The organism is Streptococcus infantis (genome assembly GCF_015546995.1).
Taxonomy (GTDB): Bacteria; Bacillota; Bacilli; order Lactobacillales; family Streptococcaceae; genus Streptococcus; species Streptococcus infantis_J.
Genome location: NZ_JADMUH010000013.1, coordinates 21,518 through 42,915, shown reverse-complemented (window position 1 = coordinate 42,915; position 21,398 = coordinate 21,518). Strand labels below are relative to the sequence as shown.

The 21,398-nt window shown below is 40.0% G+C and carries 22 protein-coding genes and 1 riboswitch; of the genes, 19 read left to right on the top strand and 3 right to left on the bottom strand.

What is annotated here, in order from left to right; genetic code table 11:
* The first annotated feature begins 31 nt into the window (after positions 1 to 31).
* A riboswitch (TPP riboswitch) is annotated at positions 32 to 134 on the top strand.
* 75 nt (positions 135 to 209) lie between these two features.
* From I1J71_RS05845 to I1J71_RS05815, 7 genes are all read left to right on the top strand, one after another.
* On the top strand, positions 210 to 500 hold the full coding sequence (locus I1J71_RS05845; RefSeq protein WP_195184070.1) for a thiamine-binding protein: 291 nt from the start codon (positions 210 to 212) through the stop codon (positions 498 to 500).
* Complete coding sequence (locus I1J71_RS05840) at positions 463 to 1,221, top strand: ABC transporter permease (protein ID WP_195184069.1); 759 nt, start codon at positions 463 to 465, stop codon at positions 1,219 to 1,221. The genes I1J71_RS05845 and I1J71_RS05840 overlap by 38 nt, the downstream gene beginning before the upstream one ends.
* 36 nt (positions 1,222 to 1,257) lie before the next feature.
* A complete protein-coding gene (locus tag I1J71_RS05835; RefSeq protein ID WP_195184068.1) occupies positions 1,258 to 2,265 on the top strand; it encodes an ABC transporter substrate-binding protein in 1,008 nt (335 codons plus the stop codon).
* Entirely contained in the window at positions 2,265 to 2,993 is a 729-nt protein-coding gene (locus I1J71_RS05830) for an ABC transporter ATP-binding protein (protein WP_195184067.1), read from the top strand. Before I1J71_RS05835 ends, I1J71_RS05830 begins: the two co-directional genes overlap by 1 nt.
* Before the next feature lie 118 nt (positions 2,994 to 3,111).
* Positions 3,112 to 3,570, top strand: a complete 459-nt coding sequence (locus tag I1J71_RS05825) for a CtsR family transcriptional regulator (protein ID WP_195184066.1) — start codon at positions 3,112 to 3,114, stop codon at positions 3,568 to 3,570.
* 6 nt (positions 3,571 to 3,576) lie between these two features.
* Complete coding sequence (locus I1J71_RS05820; RefSeq protein ID WP_195184065.1) at positions 3,577 to 6,009, top strand: ATP-dependent Clp protease ATP-binding subunit; 2,433 nt, start codon at positions 3,577 to 3,579, stop codon at positions 6,007 to 6,009.
* A gap of 73 nt (positions 6,010 to 6,082) precedes the next feature.
* Positions 6,083 to 6,856: an NUDIX domain-containing protein gene (locus I1J71_RS05815; RefSeq protein WP_195184064.1), complete on the top strand. Its 774-nt coding sequence runs from the start codon at positions 6,083 to 6,085 to the stop codon at positions 6,854 to 6,856.
* 38 nt (positions 6,857 to 6,894) lie between these two features.
* Here I1J71_RS05815 and I1J71_RS05810 read toward each other — a convergent pair whose 3' ends face one another.
* Complete coding sequence (locus I1J71_RS05810) at positions 6,895 to 7,125, bottom strand: hypothetical protein (protein WP_006152390.1); 231 nt, start codon at positions 7,123 to 7,125, stop codon at positions 6,895 to 6,897.
* Between the two features lie 275 nt (positions 7,126 to 7,400).
* Here I1J71_RS05810 and I1J71_RS05805 point away from each other — a divergent pair, with 275 nt between their 5' ends.
* Complete coding sequence (locus I1J71_RS05805; RefSeq protein WP_195184063.1) at positions 7,401 to 8,063, top strand: hypothetical protein; 663 nt, start codon at positions 7,401 to 7,403, stop codon at positions 8,061 to 8,063.
* A gap of 122 nt (positions 8,064 to 8,185) precedes the next feature.
* On the top strand, positions 8,186 to 8,872 hold the full coding sequence (locus I1J71_RS05800) for a DUF1275 family protein (protein ID WP_195184077.1): 687 nt from the start codon (positions 8,186 to 8,188) through the stop codon (positions 8,870 to 8,872).
* A gap of 48 nt (positions 8,873 to 8,920) precedes the next feature.
* Here I1J71_RS05800 and dusB read toward each other — a convergent pair whose 3' ends face one another.
* Together dusB and hslO are read right to left on the bottom strand one after the other, a co-directional pair.
* Positions 8,921 to 9,901 (bottom strand): tRNA dihydrouridine synthase DusB, encoded by a 981-nt coding sequence (gene dusB, locus I1J71_RS05795; RefSeq protein WP_195184062.1) that lies wholly within the window; start codon positions 9,899 to 9,901, stop codon positions 8,921 to 8,923.
* Positions 9,888 to 10,760 carry an Hsp33 family molecular chaperone HslO gene (hslO, locus tag I1J71_RS05790; RefSeq protein WP_195184061.1) on the bottom strand — a complete coding sequence of 291 codons (873 nt, stop codon included), beginning with the start codon at positions 10,758 to 10,760 and terminating at the stop codon, positions 9,888 to 9,890. Before hslO ends, dusB begins: the two co-directional genes overlap by 14 nt.
* Positions 10,761 to 11,032: 272 nt before the next feature.
* On the opposite strand from hslO, the gene I1J71_RS05785 reads away from it, so the two are divergent.
* From I1J71_RS05785 to I1J71_RS05740, 10 genes are all read left to right on the top strand, one after another.
* The gene (locus tag I1J71_RS05785) at positions 11,033 to 11,164 is read left to right on the top strand and encodes a teichoic acid D-Ala incorporation-associated protein DltX (RefSeq protein ID WP_195184060.1); all 132 of its coding nucleotides are present in this window, start codon (positions 11,033 to 11,035) and stop codon (positions 11,162 to 11,164) included.
* Between the two features lie 20 nt (positions 11,165 to 11,184).
* A complete protein-coding gene (gene dltA / locus I1J71_RS05780) occupies positions 11,185 to 12,735 on the top strand; it encodes a D-alanine--poly(phosphoribitol) ligase subunit DltA (RefSeq protein WP_195184059.1) in 1,551 nt (516 codons plus the stop codon).
* Positions 12,732 to 13,976, top strand: coding sequence for a D-alanyl-lipoteichoic acid biosynthesis protein DltB (gene dltB, locus I1J71_RS05775; protein ID WP_195184058.1), 1,245 nt, complete (start codon positions 12,732 to 12,734; stop codon positions 13,974 to 13,976). The genes dltA and dltB overlap by 4 nt, the downstream gene beginning before the upstream one ends.
* 13 nt (positions 13,977 to 13,989) lie before the next feature.
* Positions 13,990 to 14,229: a D-alanine--poly(phosphoribitol) ligase subunit DltC gene (gene dltC, locus I1J71_RS05770; protein ID WP_000351968.1), complete on the top strand. Its 240-nt coding sequence runs from the start codon at positions 13,990 to 13,992 to the stop codon at positions 14,227 to 14,229.
* Positions 14,222 to 15,490: a D-alanyl-lipoteichoic acid biosynthesis protein DltD gene (gene dltD, locus I1J71_RS05765; RefSeq protein WP_195184057.1), complete on the top strand. Its 1,269-nt coding sequence runs from the start codon at positions 14,222 to 14,224 to the stop codon at positions 15,488 to 15,490. Before dltC ends, dltD begins: the two co-directional genes overlap by 8 nt.
* 246 nt (positions 15,491 to 15,736) lie before the next feature.
* Entirely contained in the window at positions 15,737 to 16,177 is a 441-nt protein-coding gene (gene adcR, locus I1J71_RS05760; protein WP_195184056.1) for a zinc-dependent transcriptional regulator AdcR, read from the top strand.
* The gene (locus I1J71_RS05755) at positions 16,177 to 16,881 is read left to right on the top strand and encodes a metal ABC transporter ATP-binding protein (protein ID WP_195184055.1); all 705 of its coding nucleotides are present in this window, start codon (positions 16,177 to 16,179) and stop codon (positions 16,879 to 16,881) included. The genes adcR and I1J71_RS05755 overlap by 1 nt, the downstream gene beginning before the upstream one ends.
* A complete protein-coding gene (locus tag I1J71_RS05750; protein ID WP_195184054.1) occupies positions 16,874 to 17,680 on the top strand; it encodes a metal ABC transporter permease in 807 nt (268 codons plus the stop codon). Before I1J71_RS05755 ends, I1J71_RS05750 begins: the two co-directional genes overlap by 8 nt.
* Before the next feature lie 9 nt (positions 17,681 to 17,689).
* Positions 17,690 to 19,192, top strand: a complete 1,503-nt coding sequence (locus tag I1J71_RS05745) for a zinc ABC transporter substrate-binding protein AdcA (RefSeq protein ID WP_195184053.1) — start codon at positions 17,690 to 17,692, stop codon at positions 19,190 to 19,192.
* A 157-nt stretch (positions 19,193 to 19,349) separates the two neighbouring features.
* Positions 19,350 to 21,362 carry a DUF2079 domain-containing protein gene (locus tag I1J71_RS05740; protein WP_195184052.1) on the top strand — a complete coding sequence of 671 codons (2,013 nt, stop codon included), beginning with the start codon at positions 19,350 to 19,352 and terminating at the stop codon, positions 21,360 to 21,362.
* Positions 21,363 to 21,398: the final 36 nt, after the last annotated feature.

Genomic DNA, 21,398 nt, shown 5'->3' with positions numbered 1-21,398 from the left:
ACATCTTATTTATTTTTCGTTATCATATGTCCATATAATATATGGGAGTCTGTGTACAGTCTGAGAGGAAGTGTTAAACTTCGACCGCACCTGATCTGGGTAATGCCAGCGTAGGGAACGATACTTGGCCTAATTTTGCACCTTTTTCATATATGGAAGAGGTTTTTCTTTTGTTACAAAGAAAAACTGTAACTTAGAAGGAGGTTTGAATGAAAGCAAGCATTGCTTTACAAGTCCTGCCCCTGTCACAGGGGATTGACCGCATAGCTGTAATTGATAAGGTCATTGCTTATCTGCAAGCTCAAGAAGTGACCATGGTGGTGACACCCTTTGAATCAGTTTTAGAGGGAGAGTTTGATGAGCTTATGCGCATTCTCAAAGAAGCATTAGAAGTGGCAGGCCAAGGAGCAGACAATGTTTTTGCCAATGTGAAAATAAATATAGGAGAGATTTTAAGCATTGATGAGAAACTTGAAAAGTATAATGAGACGACATATTAGTCTGCTAGGATTTTTGGGTGTCTTGACCGTTTGGCAGGTGGCGGGATTCTTAAAACTCCTACCAAAGTTTATCCTGCCGACACCACTTGAGATTCTCCAGTCTTTTGTTCGTGACAGAGAATTTCTTTGGTACCATAGTTGGGCAACCTTGAGAGTAGCCTTATTAGGTTTGGTCTTGGGTGTTTTGATAGCCTGTATCATGGCAGTCCTTATGGATAGCCTGAGTTGGCTCAATGACTTGATTTACCCAATGATGGTGGTTGTCCAGACCATACCGACCATTGCCATAGCGCCTATTCTGGTTTTATGGCTCGGTTATGGAATTTTGCCCAAGATTGTCTTGATTATCTTGACGACAACCTTCCCTATTATCGTCAGTATTCTAGATGGATTTAGGCATTGTGACAAGGATATGCTGACCTTATTTAGTCTGATGCGAGCCAATCCTTGGCAAATCCTGTGGCATTTTAAAATCCCTGTCAGCCTGCCTTACTTTTATGCAGGACTAAGGGTTAGCGTCTCCTACGCCTTTATCACAACAGTGGTATCTGAGTGGTTGGGAGGCTTTGAAGGACTTGGTGTCTACATGATTCAGTCCAAAAAACTGTTTCAGTATGATACCATGTTCGCGATTATCATTCTGGTATCGCTGATCAGTCTTCTGGGTATGAAGCTAGTCGATATCAGTGAAAAATATGTGATTAAATGGAAACGTACTTAAAAGAAGCGTTTTGTAAAAAGAAAAGAGGAAATAAAAATGAAGAAAACATGGAAAGTGTTTTTAACGATTGTAACAGCTCTTCTAGCTGTCGTGCTTGTGGCTTGTGGCCAAGGAACAGCTTCTAAGGATAACAAAGAAGCAGAACTCAAAAAAATTGACTTTATCCTAGACTGGACACCCAATACCAACCACACAGGGCTTTATGTAGCTAAAGAAAAAGGTTATTTCAAAGAATCTGGAGTGGATGTTGATTTGAAATTGCCACCAGAAGAAAGTTCATCTGACTTGGTTATCAATGGTAAGGCGCCATTTGCTATCTATTTCCAAGATTACATGGCTAAGAAATTGGAAAAAGGAGCAGGTATTACTGCCGTTGCAGCGATTGTAGAACACAATACATCAGGGATTATCTCTCGTAAGTCTGACAATATCAATAGTCCAAAAGACCTGGTTGGGAAGAAATACGGAACTTGGAATGATCCAACTGAGCTTGCCATGTTGAAAACCTTGGTAGAATCTCAAGGTGGAGACTTTGACAAGGTTGAAAAAGTACCAAACAACGACTCAAACTCGATTACACCGATTGCCAATGGCGTTTTTGATGCTGCCTGGATTTACTATGGTTGGGATGGAATCCTTGCTAAATCTCAAGGTGTAGATGCTAACTTCATGTATTTGAAAGACTATGTCAAAGAATTTGACTACTACTCACCAGTTATCATTGCAAACAACGACTATCTAAAAGATAACAAAGAAGAAGCTCGTAAAGTCATCCAAGCTATCAAAAAAGGTTACCAATACGCTATGGAGCACCCAGAAGAAGCGGCTGATATCCTCATCAAAAATGCCCCTGAGTTAAAGGATAAACGTGACTTTGTCATTGAATCTCAAAAATACTTGTCAAAGGAATATGCAAGCGACAAGGAAAAATGGGGACAGTTTGATGCTGACCGCTGGAATGCCTTCTACAAATGGGATAAGGAAAATGGTATCCTCAAGGAAGACTTGACTGATAAAGGATTCACGAACGAATTTGTAAAATAATGACAGAAATTAGACTAGAACATGTAAGCTATGCCTACGACAATGAAAAGATTTTAGAGGATATTAACCTACAGGTAACTTCAGGTGAAGTGGTCTCTATCCTAGGCCCCAGTGGTGTAGGAAAGACTACTCTCTTTAACCTGATTGCAGGGATTTTAGAAGTCCAGTCTGGACGAATCATTCTTGACGGTGAGGAAAATCCCAAGGGGCGCGTGAGTTATATGCTCCAAAAGGATTTGCTCTTGGAACACAAGACTGTCCTTGGCAATATCATTTTGCCCCTCTTGATCCAAAAGGTGGACAAGGCAGAAGCCATTGCCAAAGCAGATGAAATTCTTGCTACCTTTCAGTTGACGGCTGTAAGGGACAAGTATCCTCATGAACTCAGTGGTGGGATGCGCCAGCGTGTTGCTTTACTCCGTACCTACCTTTTCGGGCATAAGCTCTTTCTTCTAGACGAGGCCTTTAGCGCTTTGGATGAGATGACTAAGATGGAACTTCATGCCTGGTATCTTGATATTCATAAACAGCTAGGCCTGACGACGCTCATCATTACGCATAGTATCGAGGAGGCCCTCAATCTCAGTAATCGCATCTATATCTTGAAAAATCGCCCTGGTCAGATTGTTTCTGAAGTCAAACTTGATTGGTCTGAAGGCGAAGACAAGGAAGTTCAAAAAATTGCCTATAAACGCCAAATCTTAGCGGAGTTGGGCTTAAATAATTAGAAATGAAGAGAGTTGGTGAAGTTTATTCTTTACTTGCTCTCTTTTTTCTTTAAAAAAATCGAAAATTTCGGTATAATAGTCAAAGATAGTCAAGGTTCAAAGAAAGAGGTGGAGTGCTATGAGATTTAAAAATACATCAGACCATATAGAAGCTTATATCAAGGCGATTCTGGAGCAGTCAGGTATGGTTGAATTGCAACGAAGCCAATTAGCGGATACTTTTCAAGTAGTTCCTAGCCAAATTAACTATGTCATCAAAACTCGTTTTACAGAAAGTAGAGGCTATCTAGTTGAGAGTAAACGGGGTGGTGGAGGCTATATTCGTATTGGACGAATCGAATTCTCCAATCATCATGAAATGCTTCGAGATTTGTTGTATTCAGTAGGTGAAGAAGTTAGCCAGGTTGTTTTTGAAGATGTTTTAAGACTCTTGTTTGAGCAAGACTTGCTGACAAGCCAAGAGATGAATTTATTAGTAGCTATGGCTACAGACCGTATTTTAGGTGAGGAAGCAAATCAAATCCGTGCTAATATGCTTAAGCAGTTACTACAAGAGGTAGATAGAAAAGGAAAATAAGACCACATGAAATATTCAAAAGCATTGAAAGAATGTATAGATAGTGCCTTTCTAGTAGCAAGTCATTATGAGGCAGAATACTTAGAGTCTTGGCACCTATTGATTGCAATGGCAAATCATAATTACAGTGTAGCTGGGGCGACCTTAAATGAATTTCCATATGAAATTGATCGTTTGGAGGAAGTTGCGGCAGAACTTACAGAGGCAAAGCACGGCGATAAAGAAGAGTATCAGGAGCTTTCTTTTTCACACCGTTTGAAAGTTTTGTTTCTAGAGGCTGAACATATTGCTTCTGTAGTGCATGCAAAAGTTTTGGGAACTGAACATGTTCTCTATGCTATTTTACATGATGGGAATGCCTTAGCTACTCGTATCCTAGAGCAATCTGGATTTTCTTACGAAGATAAGAAGGACCAGGTTAAGATTGCTGGACTTCGTCGTAGTCTTGAAGCGCGTGCTGGTTGGACAAAGGAAGATTTGAAGGCTCTGCGTCAGCGCCACAGATCAGTAGCAGATAAGCAAAATTCTATGGCAAATATGATGGGTATGCCTCAAACTCCAAGTGGTGGTTTGGAAGATTACACTCATGACCTCACAGAGCAAGCTCGTTCAGGCAAATTGGAACCAGTTATTGGACGTGACCAAGAAATCTCTCGTATGATTCAAATCTTGAGTCGAAAAACAAAAAATAATCCAGTTCTAGTTGGAGATGCAGGTGTTGGTAAAACAGCTCTGGCACTTGGCCTTGCACAGCGAATTGCCAACGGAAATGTACCTGATGAGATGGCTAAGATGCGAGTCCTAGAACTCGATTTGATGAATGTGGTTGCGGGAACTCGTTTCCGTGGAGACTTCGAAGAACGTATGAACAATATCATCAAAGATATCGAGGAAGATGGCAAGGTTATCCTCTTTATCGATGAGCTTCATACTATTATGGGATCTGGAAGTGGTATTGATTCGACCTTGGATGCGGCCAATATCCTGAAACCTGCCCTAGCGCGTGGAACTCTGAGAACTGTTGGGGCAACCACTCAGGAAGAATACCAAAAACACATCGAAAAAGACGCAGCCCTTTCTCGTCGCTTTGCAAAAGTGATGATTGAGGAACCAAGTGTGGCTGATAGTATGGCTATCTTGCGTGGCTTGAAAGCAACTTATGAGAAACACCACCATGTCCAAATTACAGATGATGCAGTCGAAACAGCTGTCAAAATGGCACATCGCTATTTGACTAGTCGTCACTTGCCAGACTCAGCCATTGATCTTTTGGATGAAGCGGCAGCAACTGTCCAAAATAAATCGAAGCACGCTAAAAAAGATGAGTCAGGTTTAACAGCAGCAGACAAGGCCTTGATGGATGGCAAATGGAAACAAGCAGCTCAGCTCATTTCAAAAGAACAGGAAGTTCCAGTCTATAAAGATCTAGTAAAAGAGTCTGATATTTTGACAACACTCAGTCGCTTGTCAGGTATTCCAGTTCAAAAATTGACACAAACGGATGCTAAGAAGTATCTCAATCTTGAAACTGAACTGCATAAACGTGTTATCGGACAGGAACAAGCGGTATCAAGCATCAGTCGTGCCATTCGCAGAAATCAATCAGGGATCCGCAATAACAAACGTCCAATTGGATCCTTTATGTTCCTTGGACCAACAGGTGTTGGTAAAACTGAATTAGCCAAAGCCTTGGCAGAAGTTCTCTTTGATGACGAGTCAGCCCTCATTCGTTTTGACATGAGTGAATATATGGAGAAATTCGCAGCTAGTCGTCTCAATGGAGCTCCTCCAGGATATGTAGGCTACGAAGAGGGCGGAGAGTTGACCGAGAAGGTTCGTAACAAACCATACTCAGTACTTCTCTTTGACGAGGTAGAAAAGGCACACCCAGATATCTTTAATGTGCTCTTGCAGGTCTTGGATGATGGTGTCTTAACAGACAGTAAGGGTCGCAAGGTTGATTTCTCTAATACCATTATTATCATGACGTCAAACCTTGGTGCGACAGCTCTTCGTGATGACAAGACAGTCGGTTTTGGAGCTAAGGATATTCGTTTTGACCAAGAAAATATGGAAAAACGGATGTTCGAAGAGTTGAAAAAAGCTTATCGTCCAGAGTTTATCAACCGTATTGACGAAAAAGTGGTCTTCCACAGCTTGTCAAGTCAAGATATGCAGGAAGTGGTTAAGATTATGGTCAAACCATTGATTGCAAGTCTCGCAGAAAAAGGCATTGACTTGAAACTCCAAGCATCTGCCCTTAAGCTTCTAGCTCAGAAGGGATATGATCCAGAAATGGGAGCTCGCCCACTGCGCAGAACTCTGCAAACAGAAGTAGAAGACAAACTAGCAGAACTCCTTCTTACAGGTGAATTGAAAGAAGGTAAGACACTTAAGATTGGCGTCAAAGCTGGTCAATTGAAATTTGAGATTGTATAAAACAAGAACTATGAATCTATAATTTGTAGATCCACCCTCTTCATTGCCATCAATTGCAGAAAGGAAGTAGAAGATGATGAATCAAACTATTCCAACCGGGATGACAGAAAAAGAGTACTTTGAAGTTCACGCTAGTCAAGCTGAATTTTTAGACTGGTACCACAAGCAAGCACTCCCTCAGTATGAAAAACCAAGCGTGACTGTGGATATGGTAGCCTATTGCTTTGTAGAAGGGAAAATGAAACTCTTTCTGATTCGTCGGAAGGCACACCCTTTTCAAAATTGTTTAGCGCTAGTTGGTGGTTTTATGGATAAAGGGGAGGATGCTGCCCATGCTTGTCAGCGTGAGGTAAAAGAAGAAATCAGTCTTGAGCTTCCACTGGAAAAAATTGAGCAGCTAGTGACAGTATCTACTCCTGGTCGTGATCCTAGAGGTTGGACAGTTACCATTGCCCATTTGGTTTACCTACCTGGTCAAGCGTTTGACCTGGCTAAGGCAGGAGATGATGCAAAAGAAGTCGTTCTTGTAGATGTTGACTTTCATACAGGCAAGTGTTACTTGGATGGCAAGGAACTTGAGGAAAAGGACTTTGCATTTGACCACTTAACAATTATTCAAACATCCATCAAGAAGATTCAAAAAGCTATCGACTATGACCCTCGTTTCCTTTATCTACTAGAGGATGAGTTCACAGTGGATGGTGGGTTAGCCCTCATTGGAACTCTGTGTCCAGGCAAATCAGACACGAATGATAGTTTCTTATCAAAATATGGAGACAGCTTAGAGGAAGTTGGATTTAAACGGATTCCTCAAAAGGAAGTTATCACTATTTATCGATTAAAATAAAAAAGTGAGGTCGGGATTTTGTCCCGACCTCTTTTTGTTTAAGGATGTTTATCTTTATTAGAATTGCTCATGATTCGAATGAATAAATCTTTGTATTTATATTTTAAATAATGTTCGTGTAAGTACATTAGAGACACATAAACAATCATGAAAATAGTGGTTAAGTAGAACAAATCAAATGTTGTTTGAGCGTAATGAGTAGCAACCCCATAAGAAGAGAAAGCGCCAATAATCAACCAAGGAAGATATTTGTAATATTTCTTTGACATAAACCTACACCTCCAATATCCTATTTCAATTTTATTATAGACCTTCAAGAAAAAAATGCAAGCGATTACACTTATAAAATATAGTATTTTTAGTAGGAAAAATTTCCTGTTTTTTAAATTTTTAACGAATAATAGAGATAGGAGGATTAAAAAGAACAAGTACAAATAAAAACCAAAACCATATATAAATAGTTGACAAACCATAAAACAAATATTACAATAATATTACAGAAGTATTTCACAATATTTCAAAAAGATTACACAGGAGGCGCATTATGAAAACAAAACATTCAATTCGTTTATTAGCAGTAGCCGTATTAGCTTCAACTTTGCTTTTAGGAGCATGCGGTAATAAAAAAGAAGAAGCTAAAAACGACAATGCAAATAAAACAACACAAACCACATCAAGTTCAAAGGCGAGTTCTTCAACCAAAGAAAGTAAAACTCAAGCTTCAACAAGCACCACTACTTCAGAAAAAGCTCAAGCTTCCTCTGAACAAGCTTCAAGTCCAACAACTCAAGGACAAGAGGCCAATCGAGCAGCGCAAACTCCACAAGCTCCACAGCAACAGACTTCACAAAGTCAATCCAATCCAGCAAGTCAGTCAACTTATGATCCAGCAACTGATCGTAAACTTCAAGATAAGCAAGCGGAACATAACAAACGTTATAAAGGTGTCTTGACTATGGTGGACAAAGATTTTTCGGCTGCAGCTGGGAATTGGAAGGGGGCTAATGGTGAAACTATCACTGTCTCATCAAATGGCCAGTTTACAGTAGAATCTGCTGATGGTAAGAAAGAAAACTACTCTATTCAAAGCTATTCTTATACCCTTGATGATGGAAAATACAATGCTGAAGTAGGTGGAGGAAAAGTTATCCAAATTACAACAGGGGCAGATGGTACGGTATCTAGTGTTGTTCTGATTCAACCATAGAAAGCTGTCTCAAATCTTGTCTAGACTTAGATTTATAAAAGAGTAGTTCAACTGTTTTTCACTTAATTTCTCTAATAGAAGTGGTATAATAAATGAATCAAAAGGGAATGAGTGATAAAGCAATGGCGGATAAATTAATTTTACCTCAAAATACACGACTCATGGGAGTGTTTCTTGGCTTTATAGGTGGTTCTTTGGATGTGTTCTGTCATATCCAGTACCATAGTTTGGTGGCAACACAGACAGGGAATATTCTCCTACTGATATCAGATTGGCACGACTCACATGTCATCAATACTATGTTGAGATTCTGCTCCATTATTTTCTTTTCCCTAGGATTTCTTTTTGCATTACATATGAAAGAATATCGCAAAACAGCCTATTGGCGGGTTAAGATGCTGCTTCCCTTATTTATTGGAACTCTTCTTTTGCCCTTCTTTTCTCGATTTCCTTTGCTAGAAGTACCTTTTATTGCTTTTGGAACAGGCATGATGATGCTAACATTTACGGGGAGTTTGATTGAAGATCATCCCTATGTCATTTTTATGACCTCTGGAAATTACCGAAAGATGTTGACTGCTTTGTATTGCATCGTTAGAGGAGAAGGAGATATTCAAGAATATCGTCGTCAAGCCTTGAACTATGGGATTGTTGTAGGAAGTTTCGTAGTGGGGGCAATTAGTTTGGCTGTATCTATGCATTTTTTCCATGAATGGTCTATTTGGATTGTCAGCTTCAATTTATTTTTGATTATGTCCTACTATATAGCTAGAGTGAAGCAACTAGATTTGCAAGATAAAAATATATAAAAAGGCAATGCTCATTTTTGAGCTTTGCCTTTTTTGTGAGATAGAAGATTATGCTTTATCTAATTGTAAGAGTGCTTCAATCTCTTCTAAGGTGCTTGCTTGTGAAATAGCACCACGAAGTTTAGCTGCTCCAGATGTCCCACGGAGGTAGTGAGGAGCTAGTCCACGGAATTCACGGACGGCAACCTTTTCTCCTTTGAGGTCAATCAAGCGTTTCAAATGTTCGTAGGCAATTTTCATCTTATCCTCAAAGGTTAAATCAGGGAGGATTTCTCCAGTTTCAAAGTAATGGTTGATTTGGTTGAAGAGGTAAGGATTTCCCATGGCAGCTCGGCCAATCATAACTGCGTCAGCACCGACTTCCTCGATGCGTTGTTTTGCATCTTGGACAGTGTGGATGTCACCGTTGGCGATAAATGGAATCTTATTAAGAGCTTGTGCAACCTTGTGAAGAGTTTCAAGGTCCGCATGGCCAGTATACATTTGTTCACGGGTACGACCGTGCATGGCAAGGGCAGAAACACCTGCAGCTTCAGCAGCTAGGGCGTTTTCTACTGCTAAGGATGGGTCAGACCAGCCCGTACGCATTTTGACAGTGAGGGGGATATCAAGGACAGATTGGACCTTGTTGATAATGGAGTAGATCTTGTCTGGGTCCTTGAGCCACATAGCCCCAGCTTCGTTCTTCACGATTTTGTTAACTGGACAGCCCATGTTGATATCCACGATATCGGTCTTGGTGTTTTCTTGGATGAATTCTGCTGCGCGAGCTAGGCTATCTTCATCGCTACCAAAAAGTTGGATGGAAACAGGGTTTTCGCCCTCGTCAATATGAAGCATGTGTAAGGTTTTTTCGTTGTTGTATTGGATACCTTTGTCAGAGACCATTTCCATGACCACTAGCCCAGCTCCAAGTTCTTTTGCAATTGTGCGGAAGGCTGAGTTGGTCACACCTGCCATGGGTGCGAGGACCGTCCGGTTTGGGATCTCGACGTTCCCAATCATAAAAGGTGTATTAAGATTTGTCACGAATGAGTTCCTCCAGGTCGTTTTCATCAAAATGATAAGTAGTTTGGCAGAATTGACAAGTAATTTCTGCTCCGTGGTCTTCGTCCTTCATCTCCTGCAAATCTGAGCTTGGAAGGCTAGCAAGAGCGTCCATAAAGCGTTCTTTGTTACAGTCGCATTGGAAACGAATTTCTTCTTCAGACAGACGTTTGTATGGTTCGTCGCCGTAGATAGCCTTGAGAAGGGCTTCGATATGATCGTCGCTTTCTAGAAGAGTTGAAATGGCTGGCATCTCTTGGATTCGTTTTTCAAAACGTGCGATTTCTTCCTCTTTGGCATTTGGCAATACTTGGAGCAAGAAACCACCGGCAACTTCGACCTTGTCGTCTTTGTCTAAAAGAACATTGAGGCCAACTGCTGAAGGGGTCTGTTGACTTTCTGTTAGGTAGAAAGCTAGATCTTCACCGATTTCTCCCGAGATGAGGGGAGTCATAGAGTTGTAAGGATTTCCAGTACCGTAGTCTGTGATAACCAGAAATTGGCCATTACCAACAAAAGGTCCAACGAGGACTTCTCCTGTTGCAGTCTTCTTAATGTCAACTCCAGGGTTTTGAACGTAGCCTTTGACATTTCCCTTGGTATCAGCGACGGTGATAATTGCCCCTAGAGAGCTAGATCCAAGCACTTTAACAGTCAGCTTGGTATTTCCTTTTTCATTGGCTGCGAGAATCTGGCTAGCGATAAGAGTTCGACCAAGCGCCACAGTTGAGCTAGCTTGGGTTTGATGTTTTTCTTGAGCAGTGCGGACGGTTTCAGTGCTGTCTAGAACAAAAGCACGAAAAGCCCCGCTTTCTGATATAGTTTTAATAATTTTATCCATAGCTACTATTTTAGCATAAAAATGCTTAAAGGGGGAGTGGGGTGTTTGCTAGTCTTTCAAATTGCATGATTTAAAATTGTTTGCGCTAGATAACAAAGGGATGATGTTTTTATTCCTAGCTTGACTTGTCTTAAAATAAGCTAAAATCAACTTCTAAAAAATGGTAAACAGTTGAAAACAAAGGGAATAAAGTGGTAAAATGAGAACAAGATAAAATAGTAATTGTATGTTTGAGAAAAAAATGATAAAAATTTATAGAAAAGAAATCAATCATGAATAAAAAGAAACCATACTATGTTTTTTTAGGGCAAACTGCCCTGTATTTTATTGTTTTACTGGGTTTGCTTTATTTCTTTAGTTATTTAGGGCAAAGTCAGGGAAGCTTTATTTACAATGAATTTTAGTTTTAAGGAGAGAACGAATCGTGTCTAATAAGCCAATTAGAGATATGATTGAAAGAATTGAGTATTTTGCTCAAACTCAGCCTGCTTTTCCAGTATATAATGTTCTTGGAGAAGAGCATACCTATGGTCAATTGAAGGCTGATTCAGATAGCTTGGCTGCAGCTATTGATCGACTAGACTTACCCGAGAAATCTCCTGTAGTTGTTTTTGGTGGTCAAGAGTATGAGATGTTGGCTACTTTTGTGGCCTTGACAAAATCTGGCCATGCCTATATCCCAATTGATAGCCATTCTGCTTTGGAGCGCGTGTCTGCCATTCTTGAAGTAGCAGAACCAAGCTTAATCATCGCTATCAATGAATTTCCATTGGGAAACCCAGCTGCTCCAATCATACCCTTGGAGCAAGTACGTGAAGCTTATGCGGCTCAGAATGCGTATGACTTGCAACATCCGGTCAAGGGGGATGATAACTATTACATTATCTTTACCTCAGGGACTACTGGGAAACCAAAAGGGGTGCAAATTTCGCACGACAACTTGCTCAGCTTTACCAACTGGATGATTACGGACAAGGAATTTGCGACGCCAGAGCGTCCGCAAATGTTGGCACAACCGCCCTATTCCTTTGACTTGTCTGTCATGTACTGGGCACCAACTTTGGCTCTTGGAGGAACGCTTTTTGCCCTTCCATCAGCCATCACTCAAGATTTCAAACAACTATTTGCGACCATCTTCTCTCTCCCGATTGCTATCTGGACTTCGACACCATCTTTTGCAGATATGGCCATGCTGTCTGACGATTTCAATGCTGAAAAGATGCCAGGGATTACCCATTTCTACTTCGATGGAGAAGAGTTGACAGTTAAAACTGCTCAAAAATTGCGCGAGCGTTTTCCAAATGCGCGTATCATCAATGCTTATGGTCCAACGGAAGCGACGGTAGCTTTGTCAGCAGTCGCTATTACAGATGAGATGTTGGCAACCTTGAAACGTTTGCCAATTGGTTACACCAAACCTGATTCACCAACCTTTATCGTTGATGAAGAAGGCAATAAATTACCAAATGGGGAACAAGGGGAAATCATCGTATCTGGACCTGCTGTTTCAAAAGGCTATATGAATAATCCTGAAAAAACAGCTGAAGCTTTCTTCGAATTTGAAGGTTTGCTTGCCTACCACACTGGAGATGTTGGAACTATGACAGATGAAGGCCTTCTTCTTTACGGTGGACGGATGGACTTCCAGATCAAGTTTAATGGCTATCGTATTGAACTAGAGGATGTCTCTCAAAACTTGAACAAATCCAAGTACGTTGAATCTGCTGTCGCAGTTCCGCGTTACAACAAAGATCACAAGGTCCAAAATCTCTTGGCCTATGTCATCTTAAACGATGGCGTCAAAGAGCAATTTGAACGCGAGATTGATATTACCAAAGCTATCAAGGAAGACTTGGAAGATATTATGATGTCTTATATGATGCCATCTAAGTTCCTTTATAGAGAGGATTTACCACTAACTCCAAATGGGAAGATTGACATTAAAGGATTGATTAATGAGGTGAATAATAGATGATGGATTTCCTGAAACAGCTACCTCATATTGAGCCGTATGGGAATCCGCAGTATTTTTTGTATGTGATTGCTGCAATTTTACCAATCTTTATCGGTCTTTTTTTCAAAAAACGTTTTGCTTGGTATGAAATATTGGTTAGTCTCTTCTTTATCGTCACTATGTTGACGGGTGGAAAGACCAATCAATTAGCCGCCTTAGGGCTTTATCTGATTTGGCAAATTGTACTGGTTCTTTTTTACAAGCACTATCGAAAAAGTAAGGATGGCAAGTGGGTATTCTACCTCGTTAGTTTTCTGTCCCTCCTTCCGATTATCTTTGTCAAGGTGCAGCCGGCTATCAATGGAACGCAGTCTTTGTTTGGGTTCTTGGGAATTTCTTATTTGACCTTTCGTTCGGTGGGGATTATCATCGAACTCAGAGATGGAGTCATTAAGGATTTGAAGATATGGGAGTATTTGCGTTTTCTTCTCTTTATGCCGACATTTTCAAGTGGTCCTATTGATCGTTTCAAACGTTTTAATGAAAATTATAGGACGATACCAGAGCGCGATGAGTTGCTAGATATGCTAGCCGAGTCCGTTCGGTATATCATGTGGGGATTTCTGTATAAATTTATCCTAGCTCATATTTTAGGCGAGATTTTATTACCACCGCTAAAGAATTTAGCTTTGCAGACAGGTGGTCTCTTTAACTATTATGTAGTCGCAGTCATGTATACATTTGGTTTGGAACTTTTCTTTGATTTTGCGGGCTATTCTATGTTTGCTTTGGCAATTTCAAATCTGATGGGAATTCGTAGTCCGATCAACTTCAACAAACCTTTCTTGTCGAGAGATTTGAAAGAGTTTTGGAATCGTTGGCACATGAGTTTATCTTTCTGGTTCCGTGACTTTGTCTTTATGCGCATGGTTCTGTTGATGACGAGAAAGAAATTGTTTAAGAATCGAAATGTGACTTCAAGTGTCGCCTATATCCTGAATATGCTCCTTATGGGCTTCTGGCATGGGATAACATGGTTTTATATCGCTTACGGACTCTTTCATGGGATAGGCTTAGTGATGAATGATGCCTGGGTTCGGAAGAAAAAAACGCTCAATAAGGAACGTAAGAAAGCAGGGCGACCTCCCTTGCTTGAGAATCGTTGGGCTCAGTTACTTGGCATGGTGCTAACCTTCCATGTCGTAATGGTTTCATTCTTAATCTTTTCCGGATTTTTGAATGATTTATGGTTTAAAAAATAGAAGGAATTTAAAAATGGATATCAAATCAGAAGTTATTGAAATTATCGATGAACTGTTTATGGAAGATGTTTCTGACATGATGGATGAAGATCTCTTTGATGCAGGTGTATTGGACAGCATGGGAACAGTTGAATTGATTGTAGAAATTGAAAATCGCTTTGATATTCGTGTCCCGGTTACAGAATTTGGTCGTGATGACTGGAATACAGCCAATAAAATCGTAGCAGGGATTACGGAGTTAAAGAATGCTTAAACGCCTGTGGTTGATTTTTGGACCACTCCTTGTAGCGGGTGTCTTGGTTCTACTACTCATCTTTTTCTATCCTAGCAGTAAAAGTCATAATCTTATGGAGGAAAAATACTCTGCAGCCTCTATAAGTGCAGAGAGCTTCAAGGAGAGAAGCCAAAAAGTGAGAGCTCTTACAGACCCTGATATGCGGTTTATCCCTTTCTTTGGGTCAAGTGAGTGGATGCGCTTTGATAATATGCATCCGGCGGTACTAGCTGAAAAGTATAATCGTTCTTATCGCCCTTACTTTATGGGGCAGGCAGGAGCAGCGTCTCTTAGTCAGTATTTTGGAATGCAACAAATCACATCTGAACTTGAAAATAAACAAGCTGTATTTGTGATTTCTCCACAATGGTTTACAAAAGAGGATCATGACCCGACTATTTTCCAAACTTACTTTAATAACGATCAGCTGACTGCCTTTTTGGAAAAACAATCTGGAGATGCTGCCTCTCAGTTTGCTGCCAACAGACTTTTGAAACAAAATCCAGGAATCTCTCTGAAAGGGATTGTTGAAAAGCTGGCTAAGAATGAACAGTTGTCAGACTTCGATCATTCAATAATTACAGTTTCTGCAGAATTCAACGAAAAGCAATCTGCTCTTTTTGGCCAATTCTCGATTCGTGGGCGATTAAGGTACAAAAATCACGTTGAAAAATATTTGGGCAATCTCCCTGATCAATTCTCTTATGAAGAATTGGAAGCTATCGCTCGAAAAGAGGGTGAAGAAAATACGACCAATAATGATTTGGGTATGGAAAACCATTTTTACAATACTCAGCTAAAGAAGGATTTAAAAAAGTGGGAAGGCTCTCAGAAGAATTTTAACTTTCTAAAATCGCCTGAGTACAATGATTTACAGTTAGTACTCGATCAATTTGCCAAGTCTAAGGTCAATGTGATTTTTGTTTTTCAACCTGTCAATAAAAAATGGATGGATTATACAGGCTTGAGTGAAGAAATGTATCAACACACTGTCGAAAAAATTCGATACCAATTGGAAAGTCAAGGGTTCACCAACATCGCTGACTTTTCAAAAGATGGTGATGAACCATACTTTGTCAAGGATACGATTCATATCGGTTGGTTAGGCTGGTTGGCGTTTGACAAGGTTGTAAATCCTTTTTTGAGCAATCCAATAACAGCTCCTAATTATCAAATGAATGATCGGTTCTTCAGCCAGGATTGGGCGGATTACGATGGTAATATCAAAGATTTTCAATAAATAGCAACAGAGCCTGAACCTTAGTTTGGGCTCTTTGTAATGAATGATTTTTGGTAATGGACAGTGTTGTAGCGACCTCTTCATTTGAATAAGGGTAAGTAAAAAGAGATCAAGAAAATGAAAACATAAAAAATTGTTTTCATCTTTTTTCTTGACTCCATTCTTGGATGTGATATACTTAACTAGTAAAGAAACGACGAAAGACCTTTGTATTTATGGAAATACAGTTATGGAAAGGAGAAGTTCATGAGACAATTAGCAACAGAAATTGATCATTTTTTAAATGAAGTAATCCTGAAAGCTGAAAATCAGCATGAAATATTGATTGGTCATTGTACCAGTGAAGTGGCTTTGACTAATACCCAGGAGCATATTCTTATGCTCTTATCAGAGGAGTCCTTAACTAACTCTGAGTTGGCTCGCCGTCTCAATGTCAGTCAAGCAGCCGTCACCAAGGCCATTAAGTCCTTGATTAAAGAGGGGATGCTGGAAACGTCTAAGGATCCAAAGGATGCTCGAGTGATTTTCTATCAATTGACAGATCTAGCTCGACCGATTGCTGAGGAGCACCACCATCATCATGAGCACACCCTATCGACTTATGAACAAGTTGCCAGTCAATTCTCGGCTGAGGAGCAACAAATTATCCAGCGGTTTTTAACTGCTTTAGTAGGAGAAATCAAGTAATGAGATACATCACAGTAGAGGATTTGTCCTTCTATTATGACAAGGAACCTGTGCTTGAGCACATCAACTATAGTGTCGATAGTGGGGAATTTGTCACCCTCACTGGAGAAAATGGAGCAGCCAAGACAACGCTAATTAAGGCTAGTCTGGGTATTTTGCAACCAAGATTTGGCAAAGTTACCATTTCAAAGACCAACACTCGTGGGACAAAACTAAGAATCGCCTACCTTCCTCAACAGATTGCAAGTTTTAATGCAGGTTTTCCAAGTACTGTTTATGAATTTGTCAAATCAGGTCGTTATCCAAGAAAAGGCTGGTTCCGTCGTTTGAATTCCCATGATGAGGAACATATCAAGGCTAGTTTAAACTCTGTTGGAATGTGGGAACATCGAGACAAAAGGATTGGTTCCCTTTCTGGCGGGCAAAAGCAAAGGGCTGTTATCGCACGTATGTTTGCTTCAGATCCTGATATCTTTATCTTGGATGAGCCGACGACAGGGATGGATGCGGGAACCAAGGATGAGTTTTATGAACTCATGCACCACAGTGCCCACCATCATGGCAAGGCTGTTTTGATGATTACCCACGATCCTGAAGAAGTCAAGGATTACGCAGATCGTAATATTCACCTGGTCCGAGACCAAGATTCCCCATGGCGTTGCTTCAATGTCCATGAAAGTGATCAGGAGGTGGAGCATGCTTAATCTACTGTCTTATGATTTTATGCAGCGGGCCTTTTTGGCTGTTATTGCCATGAGTCTCTTTTCACCAGTTTTGGGAACCTTCCTTATCTTGCGTCGTCAGAGTCTTATGAGTGATACTCTCAGCCACGTCTCGCTTTCGGGGGTTGCCTTTGGCTTGGTTTTAGGAATTTCTCCGACCATCTCAACCATTGTGATTGTCTTGATTGCAGCGGTCTTCCTTGAATACCTACGTACGGTTTATAAAAGCTTTATGGAGATTGGAACAGCCATTCTCATGTCTACAGGACTTGCAGTTTCACTTATTGTTATGAGTAAGGGTAAGAGCTCTAGTTCTATGAGTCTGGACCAATACCTCTTTGGTTCTATTGTGACTATTAGTCAAGAGCAGGTCATTGGTCTCTTTGTTATTGCAGCAGTTGTTTTAATCCTGACCTTCCTCTTTTTAAGACCTATGTATATTCTAACTTTTGACGAGGATACAGCTTTTGTCGATGGTCTTCCAGTGCGTACCATGTCTATTCTCTTTAACATGGTAACGGGTGTGGCTATTGCCCTTATGATCCCAGCGGCGGGAGCACTCTTGGTATCGACCATCATGGTCCTACCAGCTAGTATCGCGTTGCGTCTAGGTAAAAACTTTAGTTCTGTGATGATACTTGCTAGCGCCATTGGTTTTCTAGGCATGGTGGCAGGACTTTATATTTCCTACTATGCAGAGACACCTCCTAGTGCAAGTATCACTCTTATCTTTGTAGTTGTCTTTTTAGTAGTCAGCTTACTCAAACGTTTTATCAAATAGGAGAAGTACATGAAAAAACTAGGCCTACTTTTGGCAAGTCTTGTGACGGTATTCTTAGTTGCTTGTTCTAATCAAAAACAAGCAGATGGGAAATTAAATATCGTCACAACTTTCTATCCTGTCTACGAATTTACCAAGCAAGTAGCAGGAGACACAGCCAATGTTGAACTCTTAATCGGGGCTGGAACAGAGCCACATGACTATGAACCATCACCTAAGGCAGTCGCTAAAATCCAAGATGCTGATGCCTTTGTTTATGAGAATGAAAATATGGAAACTTGGGTTCCTAAGCTTTTAGATTCACTAGATGCGAAAAAAGTAAAAACAATCAAGGCTACTGGAGATATGTTGCTTCTTCCAGGAAGTGAAGAAGAGGAAGACCATGACCATGGTGAAGAAGGTCATCATCACGAGTATGACCCTCATGTATGGTTGTCTCCTGCGCGTGCAATCAAACTTGTAGAACATATCCGTGATAGTCTTTCAGCTGACTATCCAGATAAGAAGGGGACTTTTGAGCAAAATGCAGCAGCCTATATCGAAAAACTGCAAGCCTTGGACAAGGCCTATACTGAAGGACTTTCTAGTGCAAAACAAAAGAGTTTTGTGACTCAACACGCAGCCTTCCGTTATCTAGCCTTGGATTACGGACTCAATCAAGTCTCTATTTCAGGTCTTTCACCAGATGCGGAGCCTTCAGCAAGCCGTTTGGCAGAATTGACCGAGTACATCAAGAAAAATAAAATCTCTTATATCTACTTTGAAGAAAATGCTTCTCAAGCCCTAGCGAATACCCTCTCAAAAGAAACAGGAGTGAAGTTAGATGTTCTGAATCCTCTTGAAAGCTTGACCGAAGAGGACATGAAGGCTGGAGAAAACTATGTCTCTGTCATGGAGAAAAACCTCAAGGCACTCAAGCAGACAACTGATCAGGCAGGAGCAGAGATTGAACCAGAAAAGGCAGAGGAAACTAAAACCGTTCAAAATGGCTACTTTGAGGATGCAGATGTTAAGGACCGTACCCTAAGTGATTATGCTGGCAACTGGCAGTCTATCTATCCTTTCCTTGAGGATGGGACTCTTGACCAAGTATTTGACTACAAGGCTAAATTGACTGGTAAGATGACCAAGGATGAGTATAAGGCTTACTATCAAAAGGGCTACCAAACAGATGTGACCAAGATTAACATCACGGATAATACTATGGAATTCATCCAAGGTGGTCAAAGTAAGAAATATACTTACAAGTATGTCGACAAGAAAATCTTGACTTATAAGAAAGGGAATCGTGGAGTACGCTTCCTCTTTGAAGCGACTGATGCGGACGCTGGGCAATTCAAGTATGTTCAGTTTAGCGACCACAATATCGCTCCGGTCAAGGCAGAGCATTTCCATATCTTCTTTGGAGGCACTAGCCAAGAAGCCCTCTTTGAAGAGATGGACAACTGGCCAACCTACTATCCAGATGGCTTATCAGGTCAAGAGATTGCTCAAGAAATGTTGGCTCATTAAATCCAAACAATCCTTCCTACATGGGGAGGATTTTTCTTGTTTTTATCACTCCTAAGCATCTGGATTGACATTGATAGTGTTGCAAAAGATTCAAAAAAGGATAGAAGGAATGGAAGGATTATGATACAATTATCTTATTATTAGGAGGATTATAACTGTGGAAAAAGTACTAGGAAATATTTTTGAAAAACGAAAGCAATTTTTATCGTATGGTCTCGGTGCATATTTAATAGTTATTTTACTGAATTTATTGCACTATGCTCCGCGAGATCTTTTTCTAAGTCTAAATTCGGGACCTTTTTTTGACAAAATCTTGGTCTTTCTTATAGCAGCTGTATTCATTGGGGTAGTGGAAATAAAGTCATCCCTCAATATTCGTAGGATTAATATTCTTATTTCATGCCTAGCCTTATTTTTTGCTGTCTATAAAAGTATTTCATTTTTCCTGGCGCTAGGTTTACTACTTTTGGCTGTGATTCTCTTTGTGTTTTTTAAGTTCAAAGGTGAAACCTTATCTTTTTTATATTTGTTTACGGTAGTAGGGACACTCCCCCGGTTGTTAACCTTAGTTGATTCTAATTTTAATGATACGGCGCTTGGTTTTCATGCCGTTGATTTAACGACTACAAGATTTTATACATTAATTTGGCCAGTCGTTTTAGCAGTGATTGTTTCTGCTGTACTGATTTTGCTTTTTGTACAGTTACCAGTAAAGGAGTTTTTAGAAAAACATAAAAAAATAGTATGGTGGGCAGTCTTGTCTCTTAGCATTATTTATGTTTTGTATCTCTGTGCCGTTGTCTACTATAAAGTCAAGACAATTGAAGTAACTACCTTTGACATTGGTATTTTTTCTCAAATGTTTGAGCGTATGAATACAGATTGGACTCCGATTACAACATTAGAGAGAGACAGAGTGCTTTCCCATTTTGCGGTACACGTTTCTCCAATCTTTTATCTAATGCTTCCCTTTTATAAATTATTCCCATATGTAGAGACGTTAGACATTTTACAGGTCTTAGTTGCTTTTTCTGCAATTATTCCTCTGAAACTACTGCTTCCTAAATTCAAACTTTCTAAACTAACAAATATATTGACGGTAGCATGGTTTGTTTTATTCCCAGTTATTACAACTTCAGGAGGGACTCATCTCCATGAGAATTGTTTCCTAACTGCTTTGATATTCTGGTTATTCTATTTCATTGTTTCCGAGCAAAAACTGGGTATCATAGGTTCGACTTTGCTGCTTTTGTTAGTAAAGGAAGATGCCTTTATCTATGTTATTAGTATTGGCGCCTACTTCCTTTTACAAAAACGTTTCACCTTATCGAAAACAACAAAAGTACGGATACTGTTAGCAGATATCGTTTTACCGATTGTTTATTTCATGTTTGCGATGTATCTCTTGAGTGCTTATGGTGAAGGAGGTATGGTCTCTCGTTTCGATACCTACCTACAGAATGGTGAGAGTGGATTGCTCATGGTCTTGAAAAATCTCTTGACCCATCCAGAATATGTGATCAGTACAATTTTCACCGCGAAAAGATTAGGCTATTTGTTCTTAATGCTTGCTCCACTTTGTTTCCTACCTCTTGTTCAACGTAGTTGGGAAAATTATTTATTGGCTCTACCACTTGTTGTCATTAATTTGTTGCCTAACTGGATTTATCAATATGATATTGGCGCTCAGTATAGCTATGGAAGTGGAGCTTTACTATTTCTAATGGCTCTACTATCTTTGGAAGAACTTCAAATCCACAAGATTTTACAAGAAAAATTAATTGTTCTTACAGTTACGATAGGTATCGTTGTATCTGGAATACTCTTACACCAGTTGACGCATAAATGGAATTTTAATATTGGCTATTATCATCAGAATAAACAAAATTTTGAAAATATACAATACACACTAGAAAGTTTGCCGTCTGAATCTTCAGTTGTCGCCGAACATCCATACACACCAATTCTTAGAAAACATCAAAAATTATATGACATTTTCTATCACAACGGTCAGAAAGTGGATTCGTCTATTGATTTTGTAGTGATTCCAAGAAAGAGTAAGGATACGAGCGAACTCTATGTTGAGCTGGTCAAACAATATGAAAGCTTAGGCTACAAGGAAAGCAGTTATTCTTCGGATGAAATTTTTATCTTAGAAAAACCACAGTAAGGTTGATGTATGAAAATCACCTTTTCTGAAAACAAG